12 protein-coding genes are annotated in these 24,469 nt (G+C 68.0%); 7 read left to right on the forward strand and 5 right to left on the reverse strand.

The features are described from left to right. Positions 1-84: 84 nt before the first annotated feature. The 4 genes from BLQ49_RS23105 to BLQ49_RS23120 form a co-directional block, all read right to left on the reverse strand. Positions 85-903: a hypothetical protein gene (locus BLQ49_RS23105; RefSeq protein ID WP_091720287.1), complete on the reverse strand. Its 819-nt coding sequence runs from the start codon at positions 901-903 to the stop codon at positions 85-87. Between the two features lie 103 nt (positions 904-1,006). After that, entirely contained in the window at positions 1,007-1,378 is a 372-nt protein-coding gene (locus BLQ49_RS23110; RefSeq protein ID WP_208859103.1) for a DUF3618 domain-containing protein, read from the reverse strand. Positions 1,379-1,383: 5 nt separating this feature from the next. Continuing rightward, the gene (locus BLQ49_RS23115) at positions 1,384-1,818 is read right to left on the reverse strand and encodes a phage holin family protein (RefSeq protein WP_091720292.1); all 435 of its coding nucleotides are present in this window, start codon (positions 1,816-1,818) and stop codon (positions 1,384-1,386) included. A 4-nt stretch (positions 1,819-1,822) separates the two neighbouring features. Continuing rightward, positions 1,823-2,356 carry a hypothetical protein gene (locus BLQ49_RS23120; RefSeq protein WP_091720295.1) on the reverse strand — a complete coding sequence of 178 codons (534 nt, stop codon included), beginning with the start codon at positions 2,354-2,356 and terminating at the stop codon, positions 1,823-1,825. Between the two features lie 493 nt (positions 2,357-2,849). On the opposite strand from BLQ49_RS23120, the gene BLQ49_RS23125 reads away from it, so the two are divergent. After that, positions 2,850-4,274 carry an alpha,alpha-trehalose-phosphate synthase (UDP-forming) gene (locus tag BLQ49_RS23125; protein WP_091720447.1) on the forward strand — a complete coding sequence of 475 codons (1,425 nt, stop codon included), beginning with the start codon at positions 2,850-2,852 and terminating at the stop codon, positions 4,272-4,274. A gap of 186 nt (positions 4,275-4,460) precedes the next feature. Continuing rightward, complete coding sequence (gene glgX / locus BLQ49_RS23130; RefSeq protein ID WP_091720299.1) at positions 4,461-6,581, forward strand: glycogen debranching protein GlgX; 2,121 nt, start codon at positions 4,461-4,463, stop codon at positions 6,579-6,581. Positions 6,582-6,712: 131 nt separating this feature from the next. Here the strand turns inward: glgX and BLQ49_RS29165 are convergent, their stop codons facing one another. After that, complete coding sequence (locus BLQ49_RS29165) at positions 6,713-7,543, reverse strand: hypothetical protein (RefSeq protein WP_143012299.1); 831 nt, start codon at positions 7,541-7,543, stop codon at positions 6,713-6,715. 714 nt (positions 7,544-8,257) lie between these two features. Here BLQ49_RS29165 and treZ point away from each other — a divergent pair. From treZ to glgB, 5 genes are all read left to right on the forward strand, one after another. Then, a complete protein-coding gene (treZ, locus tag BLQ49_RS23135) occupies positions 8,258-10,063 on the forward strand; it encodes a malto-oligosyltrehalose trehalohydrolase (RefSeq protein ID WP_091720302.1) in 1,806 nt (601 codons plus the stop codon). An 11-nt stretch (positions 10,064-10,074) separates the two neighbouring features. Further along, positions 10,075-14,982: a malto-oligosyltrehalose synthase gene (locus tag BLQ49_RS23140; protein WP_091720450.1), complete on the forward strand. Its 4,908-nt coding sequence runs from the start codon at positions 10,075-10,077 to the stop codon at positions 14,980-14,982. A gap of 235 nt (positions 14,983-15,217) precedes the next feature. Next, positions 15,218-18,598, forward strand: a complete 3,381-nt coding sequence (locus BLQ49_RS23145; RefSeq protein WP_091720305.1) for a maltotransferase domain-containing protein — start codon at positions 15,218-15,220, stop codon at positions 18,596-18,598. A 149-nt stretch (positions 18,599-18,747) separates the two neighbouring features. Beyond that, on the forward strand, positions 18,748-22,026 hold the full coding sequence (gene treS, locus BLQ49_RS23150; protein WP_091720308.1) for a maltose alpha-D-glucosyltransferase: 3,279 nt from the start codon (positions 18,748-18,750) through the stop codon (positions 22,024-22,026). Further along, the gene (gene glgB / locus BLQ49_RS23155) at positions 22,023-24,302 is read left to right on the forward strand and encodes a 1,4-alpha-glucan branching protein GlgB (protein ID WP_091720311.1); all 2,280 of its coding nucleotides are present in this window, start codon (positions 22,023-22,025) and stop codon (positions 24,300-24,302) included. The genes treS and glgB overlap by 4 nt, the downstream gene beginning before the upstream one ends. The last annotated feature ends 167 nt before the right edge of the window (positions 24,303-24,469 follow it).

Below are 24,469 nucleotides of genomic sequence, written 5' to 3' on the forward strand. Positions count from 1 at the left end.
TTGCGACATGTACGATTCCGGGTCACTTCGTTCCACCCGTGAGGACGGTGCCGGCAAGCCCAAGGGAGGCGAGCCGGCCCGAGATCAAAGATTATGCTCTTTCCGCTCACCCTCCGGCGGCGTGTGCCCATCCGGATCCACCACCTTGCGGGCGGCGGCGTTGAGATTGTCCGGATCAAGGGCGGATTCGACGAACTCGCGACCGATATTGGTCACTTCGCGGGCGTAGCGCAGGCCCTGGTCGCGCATCTCGTCGGCCCAGGGACCGATGTTCCGATCCTCCTGACGGGTGCGCGGCAGCAAGGCACCGAGTAGCAGGCCAGCAGCGACGCCCACCACGCCGACGAGGAGCGGGTTGTCGTCCACGAAGCGCTCGACCGCGGTGCGACCGCGATGCAGCCCGTCGATCCCCTGGCTGGTCAGGTCGTCGAGCGCGCGCAGGTTGCGTCGGTGAAGCCCCTCCGCACGCTCCCGCACGTCGTCATAGGCCGCCGAGGCGCGGTCGCGGGCCTGATCGGCCGCGCCACCCAGGCGGTTGCTGATGTCGTCGGCGAAGCTCGAAACGGTCTGGCTCGCCTGACCGGCGAGGTCGGCGGCGCGGTCGCCTACTGCCCGGGCTCCCTCCTTCACGGCCGAGGCCGGGTCGGATCCGTGCGACCCGCCACTGGAGGTCCCGCCGGACGAGAGCGGCGTGCCGCCCTGCGGCAGCGGATCGTGCAGGCCGCGCGGATCGGGCCGCAGGGTGAAATCGCCCGCCGCCGTGCCGGGCGCACCCGGATCGCCGAGGCCGGCGGGATCCGGACGGAGGCCGGTGCCGCCAGACCCGTGCGGCATGCCCGCCTCGGCGGCGATCTGCTCGGGGGTGCGGGAGGGGGTGGAGGGGGTGCCCGGCTTGTCTGTCATGGCGGTGTCCTCGGATGTCCGTCTCGGCTGCGTGCCCTCAAGGGGCACCGCCGTTGCCTCCGGCCTACCGGCCGGCCTTATGATTTGTGTCCGGCGCCGATCCTCAGATCTCGGTCTTGTCCAGAGGTTCGCGCGCCGGGCGGCCCATGGGACGATCGGGATCGTAGCTGCGCGCGGCACCGGTATTCAGCGTGGGCACGCGCTCGGCTGCGACTTCCGTGCGCCGCCGCTGGGCGTCCTTCGCCATCCGGTTGAACAGCAGGCCGACGCCGGCCGCGATCAGCAGCACCGGCACGGGGTTGCGGCGCACCGCCTCCAGGGCCGAATCGTAGGTGCTGTTCAGGGCCGGCACGCGCCGGGCGTTGCCCAGCATCTCGTCCACGAGGTTCGGCACCGAGAGCCGCCCCTGGATGCGGTCGATCGTGTCGTCGAGCCGGGCGCGGCTCTCCTCGATCTCCTTCTCGAGGTCGTTCATCGAACTCATCCGGACACGCGCTCCGACAGGGCTTGGGCATCCTGGCGAACCTGGCGCGTGGTGCGCTTTGGGGCCAGGGTGGAGAGGGACAGGACGCTGCGCGCCCACAGGGCCATCCCGAGGGCGAGAACCAGCAGCACGCCGCCGACGATCAGGGCCGAGAGCCACTCCGACCCCACGACCGTGGCGAGCCATTTCACGAAGGCGCCGATCAGGACCAGCAGGGCGACCACGGCGAACACCGCCGAGCCGACCATGCAGGCGAGGCCGACGATGAGCTGGCGGATGTTGCCCGCCATCTCGGCGCGGAACAGCGCGATCTCCTTGCGGGCGAGCTCATTCGTCTCGCGCAGCGCGTCGCCGATCAGGCTCTGGATGCTCGAGGCACCGGTGGTGCCGGCAGATGGGCCGGCTTGGCGCGGATCAGTCCCCTGGGCCATGGCGTCAGGCCCGGAAGCTGTCGCGGGCGTCGCCCTCCGGCGCCTCCGGCGGCAGGCTCGACGACTTGATGAACCGGGCGGCGATCAGGCCGGCCACGAAGGTGCCGACCGCCACCGCAACCGGCGCCCGGCGGGCGAGGGACTCGGCCTCGCTGTAGAAATCGCCGAGGCTGCGGCGCTCGATCGAGGAGCCGAGCTGCTGCAGCCCGTCGGCGGCGCTGTCGAAGAAGGCGCGCACGTTCGGCTTGTCGCCAAGATCGCGGCCGGAATTGCGGATCGTCTGGGCCAGATCGTGGACCGACTGCGCCGCATCGCTCTTGCGCTGCTCGACATAGCTCTGCGCCTGAAGCCGGGCCGCGTCGAGCAGCCCGCGACCGCGCTCCGCCGCCACGTCCGCCAACCCCTCGACATCGCCCTGCAGGCCACGCCACTGCGCGCGTTCACTGGCCGCAGCATGGGACGCCTCGTGCTGCGCCTCGTGCGCGGTCCCGTGAAGCGTATCCTTGGGCGCGTCGTGCGGTAACTCGTTGCCGGCCATCTCGAAAACACTCCTCGCGACGCGGGGTGGGACACCGCTCGCGGCGACCGTGACCCCCGCGATGGCTGAGTAACCGACTCAGCTGTGACCGGTTCCGGTGCCGCGTGTCGTGAATCCCGTGAACGCCGAACCGATCCCGGCCCGATGCGACTCGGCGCAGCGGTCAGTCCCCGTTCAGGCACGGTCTGTCAGAACCGTCACGCTTCGACAACGGCCACCCGAACTCCGCCGGCTCATCCGCGGGCGATCGGTGGAGCACGGTGCCGGGACGGAGCGGCCGCCCTGATCCCGGAACGGCATGAGCGCGACTTGACCCGCGCCCGGCTTCACGCTTGGGTCGTCTGAAACGCGGGCCGCCCCACCTTGGGACGCTCCGAAGACCAACAAAGGATCGCGCAGGGTTCCCGCGCGTTCTGACATAGAGTTGATGTCCCGATGCAGGCGCGGCGAGATCCTCGACTCGGCCTGCGCCCCTGATCCGGAGCCGACCCCCGTGGCACGCCTTGTGATCGTATCGAACCGCGTCGCCGTCCCGGAGGAGGGCGGCAAGGCGGTGGCGGCGGGCGGCCTGGCGGTCGCCGTGAAAGAGGCCTTCACGGCCTACGAGGGCCTGTGGTTCGGCTGGAGCGGCACCATCACGGACGAGCCCTCCGAGGAGCCGACCCTGATCGACCGGGGCCGCGTCCAATACGCGGTGGTCGACCTCTCGCCCCAGGACCACCTCGAATATTACGCCGGCTTCGCGAACCGGGCCCTGTGGCCGATCATGCATTACCGGCTGGGGCTCGGCGCCTTCTCGCGCTCGGATTACGCCGGATACAGCCGCGTCAACCGGACCTTCGCGCGGGCGCTCGCCAAGCTGGTCGAGCCCGACGACATCATCTGGGTGCACGATTACCACCTGCTGCCGCTCGCCGCGGAGCTGCGCGGACTCGGGCTCGACAACCCGATCGGCTATTTCCACCACATCCCGTGGCCGGCCGCCGACGTGTTCAACTCGCTGCCGGCCAGCACCGAATTGCTGCGCGCCATCGTGGACTACGACCTGATCGGCCTGCAGACCGAGGCGGACGTCCAGAACCTGCAGCGCAACCTCGTCGACACTCAGCGAGCGATTCCCTTGGGCGGCGGCTCACTGATGGTCGATGGCCGCCGGACCCGGATCCGCGCCTTCCCGATCGGCATCGACGTCGCGGGCTTCAAGGAGGCGGCCGAGAAGGCCGGCGCCAACAAGGTCGTGCGCGAGACCATGGCGGGCCTGCGCACCCGCAAGCTGCTGATCGGCGTCGATCGGCTCGATTATTCCAAGGGTGTGCCCGAGCGGATGGAGGCGGTGGAGAGCTTCTTCGCCTCGAACCCCGACCAGCGCGGCAACGTCACCTACATCCAGATCACGCCGAAATCCCGCAGCGAGGTACCGGAATACGAGCAGCTCGCCCGCGACGTGAACGAGAAGGTCGGCGAGATCAACGGCTCGCTCGGCGACCCTGCCTGGACGCCGATCCAGTACATCACCAAGGCCTATCCGCGGCCCGTGCTCGCCGGCCTGTACCGGGCGGCCCGGGTCGGCCTCGTGACGCCGATGCGCGACGGCATGAACCTCGTCGCCAAGGAATACGTGGTCGCGCAGAGCGAGGACGATCCGGGCGTGCTGGTCCTGTCGAAATTCGCCGGCGCCGCCCGTCAGTTGCCCGAGGCGCTGCTGATCAACCCCTACGACAAGTTCGAGGTGGCGGAGGCGATCCGCGCGGCGCTCTACATGCCGAAGGCCGAGCGGCTGGCGCGCTGGAAGCCGATGGTCGAGCGCATGACCCGCGAGGATGTCGATTGGTGGGCGCGCAACTTCCTGGCGGAACTCGAGAACTTCCGTACGGTCGAGCACGGGCCACCCACCACGACCGCAGCGGCAGCCGAATAACCGGCGATGTCATGGGTTTCCAAAGGGATCATCCCTTTGGCGGGTGATCGGGGCGGAGCCCCGATGTCGGGCGTTGACCGAACCCAGCAGGGCTTTGCCCTGTACCCACAAAAGGTCGAAGACCTTTTGAAATCATGACGCTCAGCGGTACCCTTCTGATCTCACATTTACAGCTGGACCTCGCCCATGATCGCCGTCGATGACGGGGTGCCGGCGCCGCTCGGCGCGCATTTCGACGGGCGCGGGGTCAACTTCGCCCTGTTCTCCGAGCACGCCACCGCGGTCGATATCTGTCTGTTCGAGCCCGGCGAGCGGCACGAGACCCGCACGGTGCGGCTGCCCTGCCGGACCGACGATGTCTGGCACGGCTACCTGCGCGGGGTGCTGCCGGGCCAGCTCTACGGCTACCGGGTGCACGGCCCCTGGGATCCGGGGAACGGCCACCGGTTCAACCCCTCGAAGCTGCTGCTCGACCCTTACGCCCGGGAGATCCGCGGAAAAATCCGCTGGCACGACGCGCTCTACGGTCACCGCCGGGGCGGGCGCGAGGACCGGATCGACCGGCGCGACAGCGCGGTCTACATGCCGCGCTGCGTGGTCACCGCCCCCGAGGTGCCCAACCTCGCCCTCGATCCGGTGCGCCGGCCGCTCGCCGACACGGTGGTGTACGAGGCGCACGTCAAGGCGCTGACCCGCACCCATCCCGCGATCCCCGAACCCGAGCGCGGCACCTACGCGGCGCTCGCCCATCCGGCGATCATCGAGCACCTCGTCAAGCTCGGCGTGACGGCGCTCGAACTCCTGCCGATCCAGGGCTTCGTGGATGACCGCTTCCTGGTGGACAAGGGCCTCGTCAATTTCTGGGGCTATCAGCCCTTGAGCTACTTCGCCCCGGACCCGCGCTACCTGGGGGAGGGCGGGCTCGGCAGCCTGAAGGCGGCGATCCGGGAGCTCAACGCCGCCGGGATCGAGACCTGGCTCGACGTGGTCTACAACCACACCGCGGAGGGCGACCACACCGGCCCGACGCTGGCGTTCCGCGGCATCGACAACGCCAGCTACTACAAGCTCGACCCCGCAGACCGGCACCGCAACATCGACTGCACCGGCTGCGGCAACACCTTCGACGTGAGCCACCCGCGGGTGATGCAGCTGGTGCTGGATTCCCTGCGCCACTGGGTGACTGCCTACGGGATCGCGGGCTTCCGGTTCGACCTCGCCTCAAGCCTCGGGCGTTCGCCGCTTGCCTTCAGCCCGCAAGCGGCCTTCTTCCAGGCGGTGGCGCAGGATCCGGTGCTCGCCCGGGTCAAGATGGTGGCCGAGCCCTGGGACATCGGGGAGGGGGGCTATCAGCTCGGCGGCTACCCGCGCGGCTGGAGCGAGTGGAACGACCAGTTCCGCGACGCGACGCGCGGGTTCTGGAAGGGCGATTCTGGAACCCTCGCCAAGGTCACGCAGGGGCTGACCGGCTCACGGGAGGTGTTCGCGCCCTCCCGGCGCTCGCCGCTCGCCAGCGTCAACTTCATCGCCAGCCACGACGGCTTCACGCTCGCCGACACGGTGGCGTACGAGGCGAAGCACAACGAAGCCAACGGCGAGGACAACCGCGACGGCCACGGCCACAACGTCAGCCGGAATTACGGGGTCGAGGGCGACACCGACAATCCCGCGGTCCTGAGCCTGCGCGCCCGCCAGAAGCGCAACATGCTGGCCACCGTGATGCTGGCCCAGGGCGTGCCGATGCTGCTGATGGGCGACGAGCGCTCGCGCAGCCAGGGCGGCAACAACAACGCCTACGCCCAGGACAATCCGACGAGCTGGATGGACTGGAGCACCGATCCGGATCCCGCGCTCTCAGGCTTCGTGTCCAACCTGCTGGCCCTGCGCCGGTCCCAGCCGGCCCTGCGGCGGCGGCGCTTCTTCACCGGCACCCTGATCGATCCGGACCAGCCCCTGCGCGACGTCCACTGGCTGGCCCCCGAGGGCACCGAGATGGGCGAAAGCCACTGGTCCGACGACGGGCTCCAGGCGTTCGGCATGCAGATCGGCAATGACGGCGAGCCGGGCGACCGCCTGCTGATGCTGTTCAACGCCGGGGAGGGGGCTTGCACGTTCCACCTCGACCCGGTGGTCGGCGGCCCGTGGTGGCCCGTGTTCGACACGGGTGAGCCGGAAGGCGCATCGCCGCCGGACGCCCCGGCCTACGCATCTGGCGCCGCCGTGCCGCTGGCCGGCCGCACGGTCTTGGTGCTCACCGCCGCGGGGGCCGGGGCCGGGATCCGGGCCGGATGGGCGTCAGGACGGTAGGGCTCATAAAACGCGCTTACGTAAGCGGAAGATGGCAGGGCTAAAGCGTCCGGGATTCGAGTTGCCAAGCTTCGGAATGCGAAATTTGAACGCCCGAAAGAGGCTTCCCGTCAAAATAGAACCCAATCGCTTTACATGATTGTGTGAAGCGCTTCTCCAAAAATCCGCATGACTGCCTCGGGCATACGTTGAGCAACGAGATTTGCTGCATGCCAATGCGTTGCTACCGAGTCGGGTCCATACTGGGAATGATTATAACGTTCTGGCGGCAAGAGTTCACCCCCGAAGGGCTCAAGCAATATCGCTGCTGCATGCTGCTCGGACAGATTACTCCGGCAACTGACCTCAGGTACGAATTGACATTCTGAAACAGGCCACGAGTCGATCAATCGTAAACATTGCTTTATGGATTTCTCTGTCAAGGAAACGCCCGGAGCGAGCATATAAAAATCTCCTAGCAACCCCTCGATGATAGGCGCCCGAAAGAACTTTAGTTTATACAGCGATCCACGAAATGATAGCGTATCTGCCGCGTACAAAACTCGGTTTTTATTTCCAGAAGACCAGTAAAATCGCAATATTTCGTCAGGTGCGGCGAAAAAGAATACATCCGCGCCTATGAGCAGTCGATGGCTTTGTACATCCAATTCTCGAAAATCTGCCAGCATGCGCCGAATACAAATCCGATCAACATCTTCACAGTTTACGATGGTCTGGGCGAACTCCTTATCGTGGTGAAAAATTGGCCCATCATCAAGCGCCACAAGTTTATAGTTGAATCCGTAGCTTGCGGCAAATGCTTCAAATTTGGGTCGATACCTCTGTTGTATGTATATAACTACTTTAAGATCGACATATGGTCCAATGAAATATTTTAAAGTCGCCATCGACAACGCGAGCTCGATGAAATATGTATTGATTTTTGAAGGCTCAAATAAAGCAGAGTATCTAACCGTAAACATCGTTCTTCCATCATTCTATTTGCAAACAAAATTCTCATGATGGCGGGTACGATAATTTCATGGGTCTTGCAAGTTCATTCATCGAGTAGAATTTGCTGTCATCCCGCTAGAGATACTCATTGTGCACAAAAAAAAAGGTTTACAATCACGTGAAAGCAATTGAGAATCGAGAAAATCTGCGTCTTTCACCAAATCAAATTCAATTGTCACTCATGTGGAAAATTTCTCAGACTTGAGTTGCAGAAGCAGGATACCAGTGGGCGACGAAGCCTGGGTCAAAGCGACGACGTTCTGGAATTTATGCCTCTTCATTCATCTTATTGATATTAACTTACGTATTGTTGTCATATTATTCGACGATTCTGGCTGATGGTCGTTATTCACCCACGCATAACGAATAATGCTGAGTTTTCTCAAGAGGGTTTTGAGAAGTTTTAAGATCACCGATTCGCCATGCTTGCCGCACTGCATTGACCAAACAGGCCGTGTGATCCGCCTCAGCCAGCGCGAAAAGTTGGCGCTTGAGTGCCCTCCAGATAATTGATGAAGCTACCCCCCCTGCCAAAGGAAGCTTCGATCGCCCCCATTGCCACACACCGCGCCCGCCATAGCTGCACTGCGGGAACCGGATCGACCCCGGGGCCTTCTCCCACGACGGATGATCTGCAGCGCTTGCGCCCTTGGCGCGCGGCCAATGACGAGGAATGTGGCCCGATGCGGCGCGCCCACAGCATGGAATTCGGGGCCGAGATGGTCGGGGGCGGCGTCCGCTTCGCCCTCTGGGCGCCCACCGCGCAGAGCGTCGCGCTCGTCGTCGACGGCGTCGATCACCCGCTGCCCGAATCCGGCGGCGGCTGGCGGCGCACCGCCCTACCCGGGGTGAAGCCCGGCGCCCGCTACGGCTTCCGCATCGACGGCGACCTCGTGGCCCCCGATCCAGCCTCCCGCTTCCAGCCGGAGGACGTCTCCGGTCTCAGCGAGGTGATCGACCCACGCAGCTTCGAATGGTCCGACGAAGGCTGGACCGGGCGCCCCTTCGAGGAGGCAGTGATCTACGAGTGCCATGTCGGCACCGCGACGCCGGAGGGCACTTATGCCGGCCTTCAGGCCCGGCTGCCCGACCTCAAGGCGCTCGGCGTCACCGCCATTGAGCTGCTGCCGCTCGCTGATTTCAAGGGCTCGCGCAACTGGGGCTACGACGGCGTGCTGCCCTACGCCCCCGACGGCGCCTATGGCCGCCCCGATGACCTGAAGCGCCTGATCGACGCCGCCCACGGGCTCGGCCTGATGGTCTATCTCGATGCGGTCTACAACCATTTCGGCCCGGCCGGGAATTACCTTCACGCCTACGCCAAGACCTTCTTCACCGAGCGTCACCAGACGCCGTGGGGCGCCGGCATCAACTTCGACGGCAAGGAGAGCGGCGCCACGGTGCGGCAGTACTTCATCCAGAACGCCCTGTACTGGCTGGAGGAGTATCGCTTCGACGGCCTGCGCTTCGACGCCGTCCACGCGATCCTCGACGACTCGCCCCGCCACTTCCTGGCCGAACTCGGCGAGACGATCCGGAAGACGTTTCCGGACCGCCAGATCCACCTGATGCTGGAGAACGAGGCCAACCAGGCCCGCTGGCTGGAGCGCGACGCCGCCGGGCGCCCGAAGATGCACGACGCGCAATGGGCCGACGACCTGCACCATTGCTGGCACGTCCTGCTCACCGGCGAGGATGCCGGCTATTATAAGAGCTTTGCCGACAAACCGGTCGCGCACCTCGCCCGCTGCCTCGCGGAGGGATTTGCCTATCAGGGCGAGCCCTTCTCGACCCTCGACAACCACCCGCGCGGCGAGCCCTCCGGGCATCTGCCGCCCTCGGCCTTCGTGACCTTCCTCCAGAACCACGATCAGGTCGGCAACCGTGCCCTCGGCGAGCGGCTCAACCATCTGGCCGATCCGAAGAAGCTCGACCTCGCCCGGGCCGGGTTCCTGCTGGCGCCGCAGATCCCGATGCTCTGGATGGGCGAGGAATGGTCGGCCTCCGCGCCGTTCCTGTTCTTCGTCGACTTCGCGCCGGACGAGGAGTTGAACAAGGCGGTGCGCGACGGCCGCCGCCGCGAGTTCAAGAGCTTTGCGGCCTTCGCGGACGATACCGGAAAGATCCCCGACCCGACCGAGCGCAAGACCTTCGAGGTCTCCAAGCTCGACTGGTCCGAGCGGGAGCGCGCGCCGCACCGTGAGGTGCTGGCCGAGACGACCCGGCTCCTTGGCCTGCGCCGCGACGTGGTCGTGCCCCTGGCGAAGTCGGGCTACGAGGGCGCCGCTGCCACGCTGCCGCGGGCTGACGTGGTCGATTGCACGTGGCGCTTCGGCGCCGGCACCCTGCGCTTCGTCGCCAATGTCGGGACCGAACCCTTCGCGCTGGATCCGGGCGATGCCAAGCTGGTCTGGACCAACGCCCCGGACGGGGCTGGACGCGATCTTCCATCCTGGACCGGCGTGTTCCTGACGGAGTCCCACTCGTGAGCGCCTTGAACGTGGGGACCTTGGAACAGCTGGCCGACCTCGTCGGCGTCGCCGGCGGCTACACCGATGCCTTCGGCAAGCCCGTCGAGACCACCCTAGAGGTGCGCCGCGGCCTGCTCGCGGCGCTCGGCTTCGCGGTGGAGGACGAGGCGGCGATCGCCGAGAGTCTGGCCGCGGTCGAGCGCCTGCGCCGCGGTCTGATCCCGCCGCTTCTGCCCGTGGAGGCCCGCCGGGCAGCCCGGGTGCCGGTGCGGCTCCAGAACGGTACGCCGCACACCCTGGTCTGGCGCCTCGTGGACGAGCGCGGCACGGCCCGCGAGGGCCGGGCCAACCCGCAGGGGTCCGAGCCGGGCTTCGAGCTGCCGCCGCTGACGCCGGGCTACCATCGCCTCACCGTCCAGGCTGGGCAGAGCCGTACCGAGGCCTGGGTCATCGCCGCGCCGCAGCGCTGCTGGCGCCCGCGCCCCTACACGGAGGAGGGCGCCTCCGATTGGGGTCTGGCCGCCCAGCTCTACGGCCTGCGCTCGGCCACCAATATCGGCATCGGCACCTACGCGGATGCCGGCGAAGCCGCCCGCGAGGCCGCCCTGCGCGGCGCGGCCTTCCTGGGCCTCAGCCCGGTCCACGCCCTGTTCGCCTCCGACCGGACCAAGATCTCGCCCTACTCGCCCTCGTCGCGCCTGTTCCTCGAAACCCTGTTCATCGCCCCGCGCAGCCTGCCGGGCCTCGCCGGGTCCCGGGCCGAGGCGCTGCTCGCCGAGCGTGAAGACGCAATCACGGCCCTGCGCGAGGCCGCCCTCGTCGATCATCAGGGCGTGCACGACGTGCTCGATCCGGTGCTGCGCGCCCTGTGGGCGGACTCGCCGGCGCGCGCCGGCACCGATGCCGGCTTCGAGCGCTTCCGCCAGGAGGGCGGCGCGGATCTGGAATCCCATGCGATCTTCGAGGCTCTGTCGGAGCATTTCCGGGGGCAGGGGGCGCATTGGCTGGGCGACTGGCCGGAGGATTACCGCCGGGCCGGCACGGAGGCCGTGACGGCCTTCGCGGCGGAGAACGCGGAACGCGTCGGCTACCATGCGTGGCTGCAGTACCTTGCCGATCAGCAACTTGAGGCCGCCTCCGCGGCGGCGCTCACTGCGGGCATGCGGGTCGGGCTCTACCGCGACCTCGCGGTCGGCGCCGACCGGGGCGGCTCCGAGATCTGGTCCCATCCCGAGCGTTTCGCCGACAAGGTCTCGATCGGCGCGCCGCCGGACCTGCTGGCGCCCAAGGGCCAGAACTGGGGCCTGCCGGCCTTCGATCCGCTGGAGATGGAGCGCGATGGGCTCGCGGCCTTCCGGGCCCTGGTCCAGGCCAACATGCGCCATGCCGGCGCGATCCGGATCGACCACGCCTTCCAGCTCGCCCGGCTCTACCTGATTCCGTTAGGCGCGGGCGCCCAGGCGGGCGCCTATGTGGCGATGCCGTTCGAGCCGATGCTGGCGGTGCTGCGGCTGGAGAGTCACCGCAACAAGTGCCTCGTCATCGCGGAAGACCTCGGCACCGCGCCCGAGGGTTTTTCCGATGCGCTGATGCGGGCGGGTGTGCTGAGCTACCGGATCCTCGCCTTCGAGCGCGAGGCCGACGGCCGGTTCAAGCCGCCGTCCGCCTATCCGCGCGACGCGCTCACCGCCATCACCACCCACGACCTGCCGACCTTCGTCGGCTGGTGGCGCGGGGTCGACACTGACACCCGCCAGTCGCTCGGCCTCTACGATCAGGACCGGGCCGAGGCAGAGCGCGCCGAGCGCGTGGTCGAGCGCCGCCGCCTCGCCGAGGCGCTGGCGTCCGAGCAGCTGATCCCCTCGGCCGAGCCGCCGGATTCCGCGCCCTTCGAGGCGGCGGCGCGCTACCTCGCCCGCGCGCCCTCGATGCTCACCGCCGTCCAGTACGAGGACGTGGTCTCGGAACTCGCCCAGGCCAACGTGCCGGGCTCGACCGAGGGCTATCCCAACTGGCGGCGCAAGCTCGACCGGGACCTTGCCGACATCGCCGCCCCCGGCGGGCCGCTGGCGAAGCTCGCGGCCGCCCTGTCGTCCGAGGCGCGGGGCCCGCGCTCGGGCACGGCGCGGCTCGCGGCGCCACCGCCCCGCTCGACCTACCGGCTGCAATTCCACAAGGACTTCACCTTCAAGGATGCCGGCCGGATCGTCCCGTATCTCAAAAGACTCGGGATCAGCCACGTCTACGCCTCGCCGCTCCAGAAGGCGCGGCCTGGTTCGACCCACGGCTACGACATCGTCGACCACGGCGCGATCAATCCGGAACTCGGCGGCGAGGAGGGCTTCATCCAGCTCTCCGAGACGCTCCATGCCCACGGGATGAAGCTGCTGCTCGACATCGTCCCGAACCACATGGGCGTCGGCGGGTCCGACAATCCGTGGTGGCTCTCCGTCTTGGAGTGGGGCTCCCTGTCTCCGTTCGCCGATGCCTTCGATATCGACTGGCAGCGGCTCGGAGCCGGGCGCAACCTCGTGATCCCGTTCCTCGGCGACCGCTACGGCGAGGCCCTGGAGAAGGGCACGCTGGAGCTTAAATTCGACCCCGAGAAGGGCGCCTTCAGCGTCTGGCACTACGAGCACCAGCTGCCGATCCGACCCTTGAGCTACCCGACCATCCTCAACCGGGTGATCGCCGCCATCGGGGCGGTGGACGACGACACCACCGCGGAATTGCTCGCCATCTCCGAGCGGCTGCGGGCCATGGGAATCGACACCGACGAGACCCGCAGAAAGACCTTCCCCGAGGAGGCCGAGGGGCTGAAGCGCCGGCTCGCCGAGATCTACGGCGTCTCGCCGCTGATCCAGGAGGCCACTGCCAGCACGCTCGCGCTGCTCAACGGTTTCAAGGGCCGCCCAGACAGTTTCGGGCCGCTGCACCGCCTGCTGGAGGCCCAGGCCTACCGGCTGGCCCATTGGCGGGTGGCATCGAGCGACATCAACTACCGCCGCTTCTTCGACGTGAACTCCCTGGCGGGCCTGCGGGTCGAGCTGTCCGACATCTTCCACCGCTCCCACGAGACGGTGTTCCGGCACGTCCGCGAGGGCCGGATCGACGGCTTGCGCATCGACCACATCGACGGGCTCGCCGACCCGCTGGGCTATGCCCGCGCGCTTCAGGCGGCGGTCGGGCCCGGCTTCTACGTGGTGGTGGAAAAGATCCTGGAGCCGGGCGAGCGGCTGCGGCCCTGGCCGGTGGCCGGGACCACGGGCTACGACGTGCTCAACCAGCTCGACGGGATCCTGGTCGACAAGACCAAGCGCGGGAAGGTCGAGCGGCTCTACACCTGGGCTACGGGCTTCGACGAGCCCTACGGCTTCCAGCTCCGCGCCGCCAAGGCCGAGATCCTGGAGATCAGCTTCGCCAGCGAGCTCGAAGTGCTGACCTCCGATCTCAAGGAAGTCGCCGATGCCGACCGGCGCACCCGCGACTTCACCGTCAACGCGCTGCGCCGGGCGCTGATCGAGATCATCGCACGCTTCCCGACCTACCGCAGCTACCTGCCGTCGGATCTGGAGGAGGGCGAGGTTGAGCCCGAGGATGTCCGGCTGATCGAGGGCGCGGTCGCCAAGGCCAAGCGCTGGTCGAGTCTGCCGGACCGATCGGTCCACGACTTCGCCGCCGCGGTTCTGCTCGGGCGGATCGAGACGGCGGGGCCGGGCCGGCCGGATCCGCGGGTGGTGCTGCGCTTCCGCCGCCGGTTCCAGCAGCTCACCGGCCCGGTCATGGCCAAGAGCCTGGAGGACACGCTGTTCTACCGCTACGCGTGCCTGCTCGGCCTCAACGAGGTCGGCGGCGATCCGGGCGAGTACGGGATCGACGCGGAGCATTTCCACGACCTGCAGGTCGCCCGCGCCCGGGACTGGCCGAACGCCATGATCACCACGGCGACCCACGACACCAAGCGCGGCGAGGATGCCCGCACGCGGCTGCTCGCCCTCTCGGAGATCCCGGAGGAATGGGCCAAGGCCTGGGACCTGTGGCAGCGGACCGCCGGCCCGCACCTCGCCCGCATCGACGGCGAGCCGGCCCCCGACGCCAACGACCAGTGGATGTTCTTTCAAGCCATCCTGGGCGCCTGGCCGCTGGAATTGCTGGAGCAGGACGAGGCGGGCGCGATCGAGGATTTCCGCAACCGGCTGATCGCCTACGGCGAGAAGGCCATGCGGGAGGGCAAGCGCCGGTCGAGCTGGGTCAATGTCGACGAGGTCTATGAGGGCGCGGTCCGGAAGCTGTTCACGGCTTTGATCGCTCCGGGCTCCGACTTTTTGCGCGACCTGCGTCCCTTCGCCCGGCGGCTCGCCCATCTCGGCATGCTGGGGAGCCTCGGCCGGACGGTCCTGAAATGCACCCTGCCGGGCCTGCCCGACACCTACCAGGGCACGGAGATCTGGGATTTTTCGTTCGTCGATCCCGACAACCGGCGCCCGGTGGACTACCCGGCCTTGGAACGGATGCTGGAGCAGGGCGGGGCGCCGACAGAGCTGCTGGGCCACTGGCCGGACGGGCGCGTCAAGCAGGCGACCCTGACGCGGCTCCTCGCCGAGCGGGCCGAGCGGCCGGACTTCTACGCCAGCGCCGCCCACGAGCCCGTTGATGCGACGGGTCCGCGGGCCGACCACGTGATCGCCTACCGGCGGACCGATCCCGGCCAGGAGGGCGGCGACCTGTTCGTGGCCGTGCCGCGGCTCGTGGCGGGCTTCGTCGGGGAGGCGGGCTGGTCGGGCGAGGCTTTTGCCGGCACCCGGGTCGATCTCGGGGCGGGGACCCGCTGGCGGGATCTCGTCTCGGAACGGGTGGTTGAGAGCGACGGGGAGGGGGCCGATCTCGGCGACCTCCTGCGCGATCTGCCCTACGCGGTGCTGCGGCGGGAGCCGTGACCGCGCCGTCATCGCGAGCGCAGCGAAGCGACCCAGAGCAGCGCGACCTGGATCAGCGTGGCGCTGCTGGATTGCTTCGCTCCGCTCGCAAGGACGGCGGCGGTCCGGGCGATACTTCCGGGACTGCCTCCGCAGCCGTGTCATGCAACTCTGCTGAGACACGGCGAACCGGATCGCGAGGCACACCGGGCCGGTTCGGGCGTTACGTCACAGGGAACGGGAGCAGAAGGGCCGCATGAACGCACCGACCAAAGCCGCCGCGACGTCCGGAGCCGAGGCTGTTCTGCCGGCCTCGCTCGCGCCCCGGGCCGAGGGGCCGCGGATCTACAACCTGTTCCCGCTCCTGGTCGGGCGCGTCTCGGACTGGACCGCCGAACTGCCGCGGATCGCGAGCCTCGGCTTCGACTGGGTCTATCTCAACCCGTTCCACCAGACCGGCGGCTCGCGCAGCCTCTACGCGGTGGCCGATCCCGAGCGGCTCGACGAGCGGTTCCGCGACCCGGACGGCACGCCCGACGACGAGCAGATCCGCAGCTTCTGCACCGCCGCGGAGGCTGTCGGCCTGTCGGTGATGACCGACCTCGTGATCAACCACACCGCCGACAACGCGCGTCTCGCCACCGAGCGGCCCGACCTGTTCATGAAGGAGCCCGACGGCTCAATCATGCACCCGGCCGCGGTCGATCCGGACGACCCGTCGATCCGCACAGTCTGGGGCGATCTGGCGGAGCTCGACTACCACACGCCGGCCGCCCGGGACGAGCTGACCCGGATCTGGGGCGCCTACGTGGCGCATCTCCAGAGCCTCGGCGTGAAGGGCTTCCGGTGCGATGCCGCCTACAAGGTGCCGCCGGAGACCTGGCGCGTCCTGATCGGGCAGGCCAAGGCGCGCGATTCCGCCTGCCTGTTCGCCGCCGAGACCCTGGGCTGCACCTTCGAGGAGGCGAAGGCCACGGCCGGCGCCGGCTTCGACTACCTGTTCAACTCCTTCGCGTGGTGGGACCTGAAGAAGCCCTGGGCGCTGGAGCAATACGAGCGCCTGCGGGTGCTCGCGCCCTCGATCGCCTTCCCCGAGAATCACGACATGAAGCGGCTGGCCGCCGAGATCGGCGGCGGCCTGGAGGCGGTGGCGGCGCATCTGCGCACCCGCTACGCGCTCGCCGCCTTCTTCTCGGCCGGCGTGCTGATGCCGATCGGCTACGAATGGGGCTACCGCCGGGCGCTGCACGTGGTCGACACCACCCCGCGCGACCGCGAGAACGAGACCGGCATCGACATCTCCGGCTATATCCGGGCGGTGAACGCCCTGCGGGCGGAGCTGCCGGCCGCCAATGTCGAGGGCGCGCAGATCCGGATCTCGTCGCCCGACAGTGACCTCGTGGCGCTCGCCCGCTTCGACACCGGCCACCCGGCCTCGGCGCAGCACGGGCTGATCGTGCTCTACAACCCGACCGACAAGCCGGTGCCGGTGGAGGCCGGGTCGCTCATCACCCGCACCGGCGGCATGCTCGGCACCTTCGTCGACCGGACCCCGGAGGCCGAACCGATCGCCTTCCATCCCGGCAGCGCCATCGACCTGATGCCGGGCGAGCTGCGCATCCTCGCCGCCAGCGCGCAGGCGGTCGCCCGCCAGCCGACGCGCGGCACCCCGGACGGGGAGGGCCGGGTGGTGATCGAGGCGGTGAGCCCGGAAATCGATGGTGGCCGCTCGCCGGTGAAGCGGGTGGTCGGCGAATCCCTGCGGGTCGAGGCCGACATCTTTTCGGACGGCCACGAGATCATCGACGCCGCGATCCTGTCGCGGGTCGCCGGCACCGAGGTGTGGCGCGAGGACCCGATGGTCTTCGTCGACAACGACCGCTGGGCCGGGCAATTCCCCCTGGAGCAGAACGCCCGCTACGAGTTCACCCTGATCGCGTGGCGCGACGCCTTCTCGTCCTGGGTGCGCGACACCCTGAAGAAGCGCGACGCCGGCGTCGATGTTCGCCTGGAGACGATCGAGGGCGTGGCCCTGGTCGAGACCGCCGCCTCCCTGGCCCGTACCCGGGGCGGCCGCGACGCCGACCGGCTCGCCGCCCTCGTGGCCGCGCTCGCCGCCGAGGAGACGGGCTCGGCCGCCCAGCTCGACCGGATCCTCGCCCCCGACGCGGCGAGCCTCGTGCGCCGCAACGCCGAGCGGGTGAACCTGACCCAATACCCCGTGACCCTGCCGGTGATCGCCGACCGCCTCGCGGCCCGGTTCTCCGCCTGGTACGAGATCTTCCCGCGCTCGCAGTCGATGGACGTGAACCGCCACGGCACCTTCGATGACGTGATCCGGCGCCTGCCCGAGATCCGCGAACTCGGCTTCGACGTCCTCTACTTCACGCCGATCCACCCCGTGGGCCGGACCAACCGCAAGGGGAAGAACAACACCCTGAAGGCCGAGCCCGGCGATGTCGGCTCGGTCTACGCGGTGGGCTCGGAGGAGGGCGGCCACGAGGCCGTGCATCCCGAACTCGGCACGCTCGCGGATTTCGAGCGGCTGGTCGCGGCGAGCCACGCTTACGGGATGGAGATCGCCCTCGATTTCGCGATCCAGTGCTCGCCGGACCATCCCTGGATCAAGAACCACCCGGAATGGTTCGAGTGGCGCCCCGACGGCACGCTGAAATTCGCCGAGAACCCGCCGAAGAAGTACGAGGACATCTCGAACGTCCACTTCTACGGGGGCGCCCTGCCCTCGCTCTGGATCGAGCTGCGCGACATTTTGCTCGGCTGGTGCGCGCGGGGCGTGCGCATCTTCCGGGTCGACAACCCGCACACCAAGCCGATCCCGTTCTGGGAATGGGTGATCGGCGAGGTCAACGGCCAGTATCCGGACGCGATCTTCCTCGCCGAGGCCTTCACCCGGCCGAAGATGATGAAGAAGCTCGCCAAGGCGGGCTACCAGCAGAGCTACACCTACTTCACGTGGCGCAACACGAAGCAGGAGCTGACCGACTACGCCCTGGAGCTGGCCGGTGAGATGGGCGAGTACTACCGCCCGAACTTCTTCGCGAACACGCCCGACATCAACCCGTACTTCCTCCAGACCAGTGGCCGCGCCGGCTTCGTCATTCGCGGCACGCTCGCCGCGACCCTCTCGTCGGTCTACGGCATCTATAACGGCTTCGAATTGTGCGAGGCCGCGCCGTATCCCGGCAAGGAAGAATACCTGAACTCGGAAAAATACGAGCTGAAGGCCTGGGACTACGACCGGCCTGGCAACATTCGCGAGCACATCGTCAAGCTCAACAAGATCCGGCGCGAGAACCCGGCCCTCTGGGACTTCCGCAACGTGACCTTCACGGGCGCCTGGAACGACAACATCATCGCCTACGCCAAGGCGACGCCGGAGCGCGACAACTGCGTCTTCACCATGGTCAACCTCGATCCGAAGAACCGCCAGGAATGCACTTACGAGGTGCCGCTCTGGCTGTTCGGCCTGCCCGACGACGGGGCGGTCGAGGTCGAGGACCTGCTCCAGGGCTACACGTTCGAGCTGCGCGGCAAGACCCACCGGATCGCCCTCGATCCGGCCGAGCGATCCTGCATCATCTGGCGTCTTCGCGCGCCACGGCGGGTTGCGGGTTGAGGCTGCCCGTGGCACTCGATCATGACAGTTGAGGCTGGCGGCGGGCATCCCCGTCACCGGCTCTGGTACCCGCGCGACGGCCGCCAGCCCGCGCCCCGGCAGGTTTCCCCGCCGGTCCCGTCCGATTCGACCGATGAGGCAGCGACGCGATGATCGATCGCAGCGACCCGCAATGGTACCGTGACGCCATCATCTACCAGATCCACGTCAAGTCGTTCTTCGACTCGAACAACGACGGGATCGGGGATTTCGAGGGCCTGACCCAGCGCCTCGACTACGTGCGCGATCTCGGCGTAACGGCGATCTGGCTGATGCCGTTCTATCCCTCGCCCCTGCGCGACGACGGCTACGACATCGCCGATTACGAGGGCATCAATCCGTCTTACGGGACCATGGAGGATTTCAAGGCCTTCGTGGACGCGGCCCACGAGCGGGGCCTGCGGGTTATCACCGAGCTCGTCATCAACCACACCAGCGACCAGCATCCCTGGTTCCAGGCCGCCCGCGAGGCGCCCCCCGGCTCGCCGGAGCGCAACTTCTACGTCTGGTCGGACACCGACGAGCCGTACAAGGATACGCGGATCATCTTCCTCGACACCGAGGCCTCGAACTGGACGTGGGATCCGGTCGCCAAGCAGTATTTCTGGCACCGGTTCTACAGCCACCAGCCGGACCTGAACTTCGACAACCCGGCCGTGCTGGAAGCCGTGATCGAGGTGATGCGCTACTGGCTCGACATGGGCGTCGATGGCTTGCGGCTCGACGCGATCCCCTACCTGATCGAGCGGGACGGCACGAACTGCGAGAACTTGGCCGAAACGCATGATGTGATCAAAAAAATCCGGGCGGCGCTGGATGCCAGCTACCCGGACCGGATGCTGCTCGCCGAGGCCAACCAGTGGCCGGAGGAGACCGCGCAATATTTCGGAGACGGCGACGAATGCCACATGGCGTTCCACTTCCCGCTGATGCCGCGGATGTACATGGCGATCGCCCGGGAGGACCGGCACCCGATCACCGACATCATGCGCCAGACCCCGGAGATCCCCGAGGGCTGCCAATGGGCCATCTTCCTGCGCAACCACGACGAGCTGACGCTCGAAATGGTCACCGCGGAGGAGCGTGACTACCTCTGGTCGTTCTATGCCGCCGAGCGGCGCGCCCGGATCAACCTCGGCATCCGCCGCCGCCTCGCGCCGCTGCTCGAGAACGACCGGCGCAAGATCGAGTTGATGAAGTCCCTCGTCCTGTCGATGCCCGGCACGCCGGTGCTCTACTACGGCGACGAGATCGGCATGGGCGACAACATCTATCTCGGCGACCGCGACGGCGTGCGCACGCCGATGCAGTGGTCGCCCGACCGCAATGGCGGCTTCTCGCGCGCCAACCCGCAGCGCCTGTTCCTGCCGGCGATCCAGGACCCGATCTACGGCTTCGACGCGATCAACGTCGAGGCGCAGACCCAGGCCCAGACGAGCCTGCTGAACTGGACGCGGCGCATGATCGCGATCCGCAACAACAGCGTCGCCCTCGGGCGCGGCACGATTCAGTTCCTGTATCCGAGCAACCGCAAGGTGCTGGCCTGGATCCGCGAGCACGAGGACGAGCGGATCCTGTGCGTAGCGAACCTCTCGCGGGCGCCGCAGGCGGTGCAGCTCGATCTGTCGGAGCTGCGCACCGCGGTGCCGATCGAGCTGACCGGCGGCACCGAATTTCCGCCGATCGGCGACCTGCCCTACCTGCTGACCCTCCCGTCCTACGGCTTCTACTGGTTCAGCTTGAGTGCCGCCCGGTCGGGGGCGATCGGCCCGCAGCAGGAGCCGCCGGAGCTGTTCACCCTGGTGCTCACCGGTGGGATCGAGACCCTGATGAGCGGGCGCGAGCGCGTTGCCTTCGAGCGCACCGTGGTGCCGCCCTTCCTGATGAGCCGGCGCTGGTTCGGCGCCAAGGGTTCGCGGATCAAGGGCGTGAAGGTGATCGACTGCGCCGCCGTCAAGGATGTCGACGGGAGCGCGCGCTTCCTGCTGCCGCGCCTCGACGTGCTGCTCGCCAACGGTGAGACCCACCAGTACTTCGTCCCGGTGGGCGTCGAGGAGGGCCGCGAGGACGAGACGCTGCTGCCCTTCGCGGTGGCCCGCGTCCGCCGGGGTCCGCGCACCGGCCTGCTCTACGGGGCGGCCGGCTCCAACGACTTCGCGGCCGGCCTGATCGACGCCATGCGCCAGGGCACAGAGCTGCCCACGGAGAGCGGGCGGCTCGTCTTCGCCACCACCTCGGCCTTCGATCCGGAGATCACGGTCGACGTGGCCGATATCCGCCGGCTCTCGGCCGAGCAGAGCAACACCTCGATCGCCATCGGCTCGAAGATGATGCTCAAACTCCTGCGCCGCCTGCAGCCGGGCACGCATCCCGAGATCGAGGTCGGCCGCTTCCTCACCGAGCAGGCGGGTTTTTCCAATACACCCGCTCTGCTCGGCACCCTGGAGCACGTGGCCGAAGACGGCACCCGGACGGCCCTCGCTGTGCTCCAAAAATTCGTCATGAACCAGGGCGACGCCTGGACTCTGATGCTGGAGGGGCTGCGCCGGGACTTCGAGACCGTGGTGCTCACCCCGGAAAGCGAGGCCGCCACCCCCGAGGAGGCGTTCCAGGCCCATGGGCCCTGGGCCGACCTACTCGGCCGGCGCACCGCCGAGCTGCACGCGGCCCTCGCCATCGAGACCGACGACCCGGCCTTCGCGGCCGAGCCGTTCGAGGAGGGCGACCTCGCGGTGCTGGCCCGCGACGCCCGCCATCAGGCCGAGCGCGCCTTCCGGGCGCTCAAGGGTCAGGTCGAGCGTGGCCTCGATGCCGGCAAGCCGGCCTGCACGGAGCTGGCCCAGCGCCGCCGGGAGGTCGAGGCGCTGATCGAGCAGCTCTCCGCTGAGCCGCCGCGCGGCGCCCACAAGACCCGCATCCACGGCGACTATCACCTGGGTCAGGTGCTGGTGGCCGAGAACGACCTGATCATCGTCGACTTCGAGGGCGAGCCCTCGCGGCCGGCCGATGAGCGGCGGGCCAAGTCGATGCCCCTGCGCGACGTGGCCGGGCTGATGCGCTCCTTCGCGTACGGCGCCGAGACGGTGATCCGGGAGATCACCGCGCGCTTCGCCGATTCCGAGGAGCGGGCGCGCAATGCCGCCACCGCGTGGCGCGGCATGATCGAGGCGGCGTTCCTCGCCGGCTACTTGGCCGCGATCGAGGGCTCGCGGGCGGCGGTGACCGATCCGGACACGCGGGACCGGCTGCTGCGCCTCTGCCTGCTGACGAAGGCGCTCTACGAAGTCGATTACGAGGCCAACAACCGGCCGGACTGGATCGAAATCCCCGCCCGTGGGGTTCTCACCATTCTGGACACGGACCGAAACGAGCCCGGGGAAACCGAATGACGGCGATCGACGAGACCTTCGCAGGACGGGCCGACCCGGAGGCTGGGCAGGCGCGGAGCGCGGATGTCCCGGATTCCGCCGGCGCGGCACCGAGCGTCCATCCGGACGCGATCGCCGCCCTGATGGGCGCAAGCCACGGCGACCCCTTCTCGGTGCTGGGCCCCCATCGGGTCGGGCCGAATGCCTGGGAGGTGCGTGCCGTGCTGCCCGAGGCGCGCGCCGCCGCCCTGGTGATGGATGGCCGGACCGTGCCGTTTGAGAAGCGCCACCCGGACGGGTTCTGGGTCGCGCGGGTCGAGGGCGAGGGTCGGCCGCTCTACGAGATCGAGGTCGAGTCTTGGGACGGCGCGAAGCGTCGCCGCTACGACCCCTACGGCTTCGGCTCGTCGATCGAGCAGTACGACGTGGCCGCGCTCCGCGAAGTCGGCACCAACCTTGTCTACCGGATCCTCGGCGCCCAGTCGGGCCAGCTCGACGGGATTGACGGGTTCCGCTTCGCCGTCTGGGCCCCCAATGCCCGCAAGGTCAGCGTCGTCGGCGACTTCAACGACTGGGATGGGCGGCGCCACCCGATGCGCCTCTGGCAGGATGGTGGCGTCTGGGAGCTGTTCGTGCCGGGCCTCAAGGCCGGCGTGCGCTACAAGTTCGAGATCCGCGGCCCCGACGGCGCCCTGGTCCCACTCAAGGCCGATCCGGTCGCCTTCGCGGCCCAGCACCCGCCGGAGACCGCCTCGATCACCTACGGGGTCGGGGAGTTCGACTGGCGCGATTCGGGCTGGATGAGCACCCGCGGCGCCAACGACCCGCGCCACGCCGCGATCTCGGTCTACGAGGTCCATCTCGGCTCCTGGGCGCGGGTGCCGGAGGAGGGCAACCGCTACCTGACCTACCGGGAGCTGGCCGAGCGGCTGATCCCCTACGTCAAGGATATGGGCTTCACCCATATCGAGATGCTGCCGATCACCGAGTTCCCGTTCGACGGGTCCTGGGGCTACCAGCCGGTCTCGCTGTTCGCGCCGACGAGCCGCTTCGGTACCCCTGAGGATTTCGCCGCCTTCGTGGACGCCGCTCACGCGGCCGGGATCGGCGTGCTGCTCGACTGGGTGCCGGGGCACTTCCCGCTGGACGCCCACGGGCTCGGCCTGTTCGACGGCACGCATCTCTACGAGCATGCCGACCCGCGCCAGGGCTTCCACCAGGATTGGGGCACCTACATCTACAATTTCGGGCGCACCGAGGTCGCGACCTTCCTGGCGGCCAACGCCCGGTTCTGGCTGGAGCACTACCACCTCGACGGCCTGCGCGTGGATGCGGTCGCCTCGATGCTCTACCTGGATTACTCGCGCCGCCAGGGCGAGTGGATCCCGAACCGCTACGGCGGCAACGAGAACCTCGACGCCATCGACTTCCTGCGCAAGACCAACGAGGCGACCTACAGCCACGCCCCGGGCACGATCACGGTGGCGGAGGAATCGACCTCCTGGCCGGGCGTCTCGCACCCGACCTATACCGGGGGCCTCGGCTTCGGCTTCAAGTGGAATATGGGCTGGATGCACGACACCCTGCATTTCATGCAGGAGAACCCGATCCACCGCCGCTACCACCACCACAACCTGACCTTCGGGCTGCTCTACGCCTTCTCGGAGAATTTCATCCTGCCTCTGTCCCACGACGAGGTGGTGCATGGGAAGGGCTCGCTGCTCGGCAAGATGCCGGGCGACCGCTGGCAGAAATTCGCGAATCTCCGGGCCTATTACGGCTTCATGTGGGGCCATCCCGGCAAGAAGCTGCTGTTCATGGGCGGCGAGTTCGGCCAGGAGCGCGAGTGGAACCACGACACCAGCCTGGACTGGCACCACCTCGACGATCCGCTGCACAAGGGCGTCAAGGACGTGGTCCGGGACCTCAACCGGCTCTACGTCTCGACGCCGGCCCTCTACAGCCGCGACGTGGAGCACACGGGCTTCCAGTGGCTGGTGGCGGACGATCAGGACAACAGCGTCATCGCCTGGGCCCGCAAGGGCGCGAAGCCCGGCGAGGTAGCGATCGTGGTGTCGAACTTCACTCCGGTGCCGCGTGAGGGCTACCGGGTCGGCGTGCCGCAGGCGGGGTTCTATCGTGAGGCGTTCAACTCGGATGCCGGCGTGTATGGCGGCTCGAATGTGGGCAATGCGGGCGGCCGCCACACCGACGATCAGGCGAGCCACGGCCAGGGCCAGAGCCTGTCGCTCACCCTGCCGCCGCTGGCGACGATGATCTTTTTGCTGGAGGGGTGAGAGGCAACTCTCTGGCCCACCGCTGGCCGCGACGCGCTCTCCTCCCCCTTGTGGGGAGGAGTTGGAGGTGGGGGTCGTGCGGGATCGAGCGCAGCGGTGCCTCCTGCACCACCCCCACCCCTGCCCCCTCCCCGCAAGGGGGAGGGGAAAAGCGCTCATCTTTCAGG

Source organism: Methylobacterium phyllostachyos (genome assembly GCF_900103445.1).
In the GTDB taxonomy this organism is placed as follows: domain Bacteria; phylum Pseudomonadota; class Alphaproteobacteria; order Rhizobiales; family Beijerinckiaceae; genus Methylobacterium; species Methylobacterium phyllostachyos.

Excerpts from the sequence above, each read along its gene's own strand:
- BLQ49_RS23105 (WP_091720287.1), bottom strand. The coding sequence starts at position 903 with ATGACAGACAAGCCGGGCACCCCCTCCACCCCCTCCCGCACCCCCGAG.
- BLQ49_RS23110 (WP_208859103.1), bottom strand. The coding sequence starts at position 1,378 with ATGAACGACCTCGAGAAGGAGATCGAGGAGAGCCGCGCCCGGCTCGAC.
- BLQ49_RS23115 (WP_091720292.1), bottom strand. The coding sequence starts at position 1,818 with ATGGCCCAGGGGACTGATCCGCGCCAAGCCGGCCCATCTGCCGGCACC.
- BLQ49_RS23120 (WP_091720295.1), bottom strand. The coding sequence starts at position 2,356 with ATGGCCGGCAACGAGTTACCGCACGACGCGCCCAAGGATACGCTTCAC.
- glgX (WP_091720299.1), top strand. The coding sequence starts at position 4,461 with ATGATCGCCGTCGATGACGGGGTGCCGGCGCCGCTCGGCGCGCATTTC.
- BLQ49_RS29165 (WP_143012299.1), bottom strand. The coding sequence starts at position 7,543 with ATGTTTACGGTTAGATACTCTGCTTTATTTGAGCCTTCAAAAATCAAT.
- treZ (WP_091720302.1), top strand. The coding sequence starts at position 8,258 with ATGCGGCGCGCCCACAGCATGGAATTCGGGGCCGAGATGGTCGGGGGC.
- BLQ49_RS23145 (WP_091720305.1), top strand. The coding sequence starts at position 15,218 with ATGAACGCACCGACCAAAGCCGCCGCGACGTCCGGAGCCGAGGCTGTT.
- treS (WP_091720308.1), top strand. The coding sequence starts at position 18,748 with ATGATCGATCGCAGCGACCCGCAATGGTACCGTGACGCCATCATCTAC.
- glgB (WP_091720311.1), top strand. The coding sequence starts at position 22,023 with ATGACGGCGATCGACGAGACCTTCGCAGGACGGGCCGACCCGGAGGCT.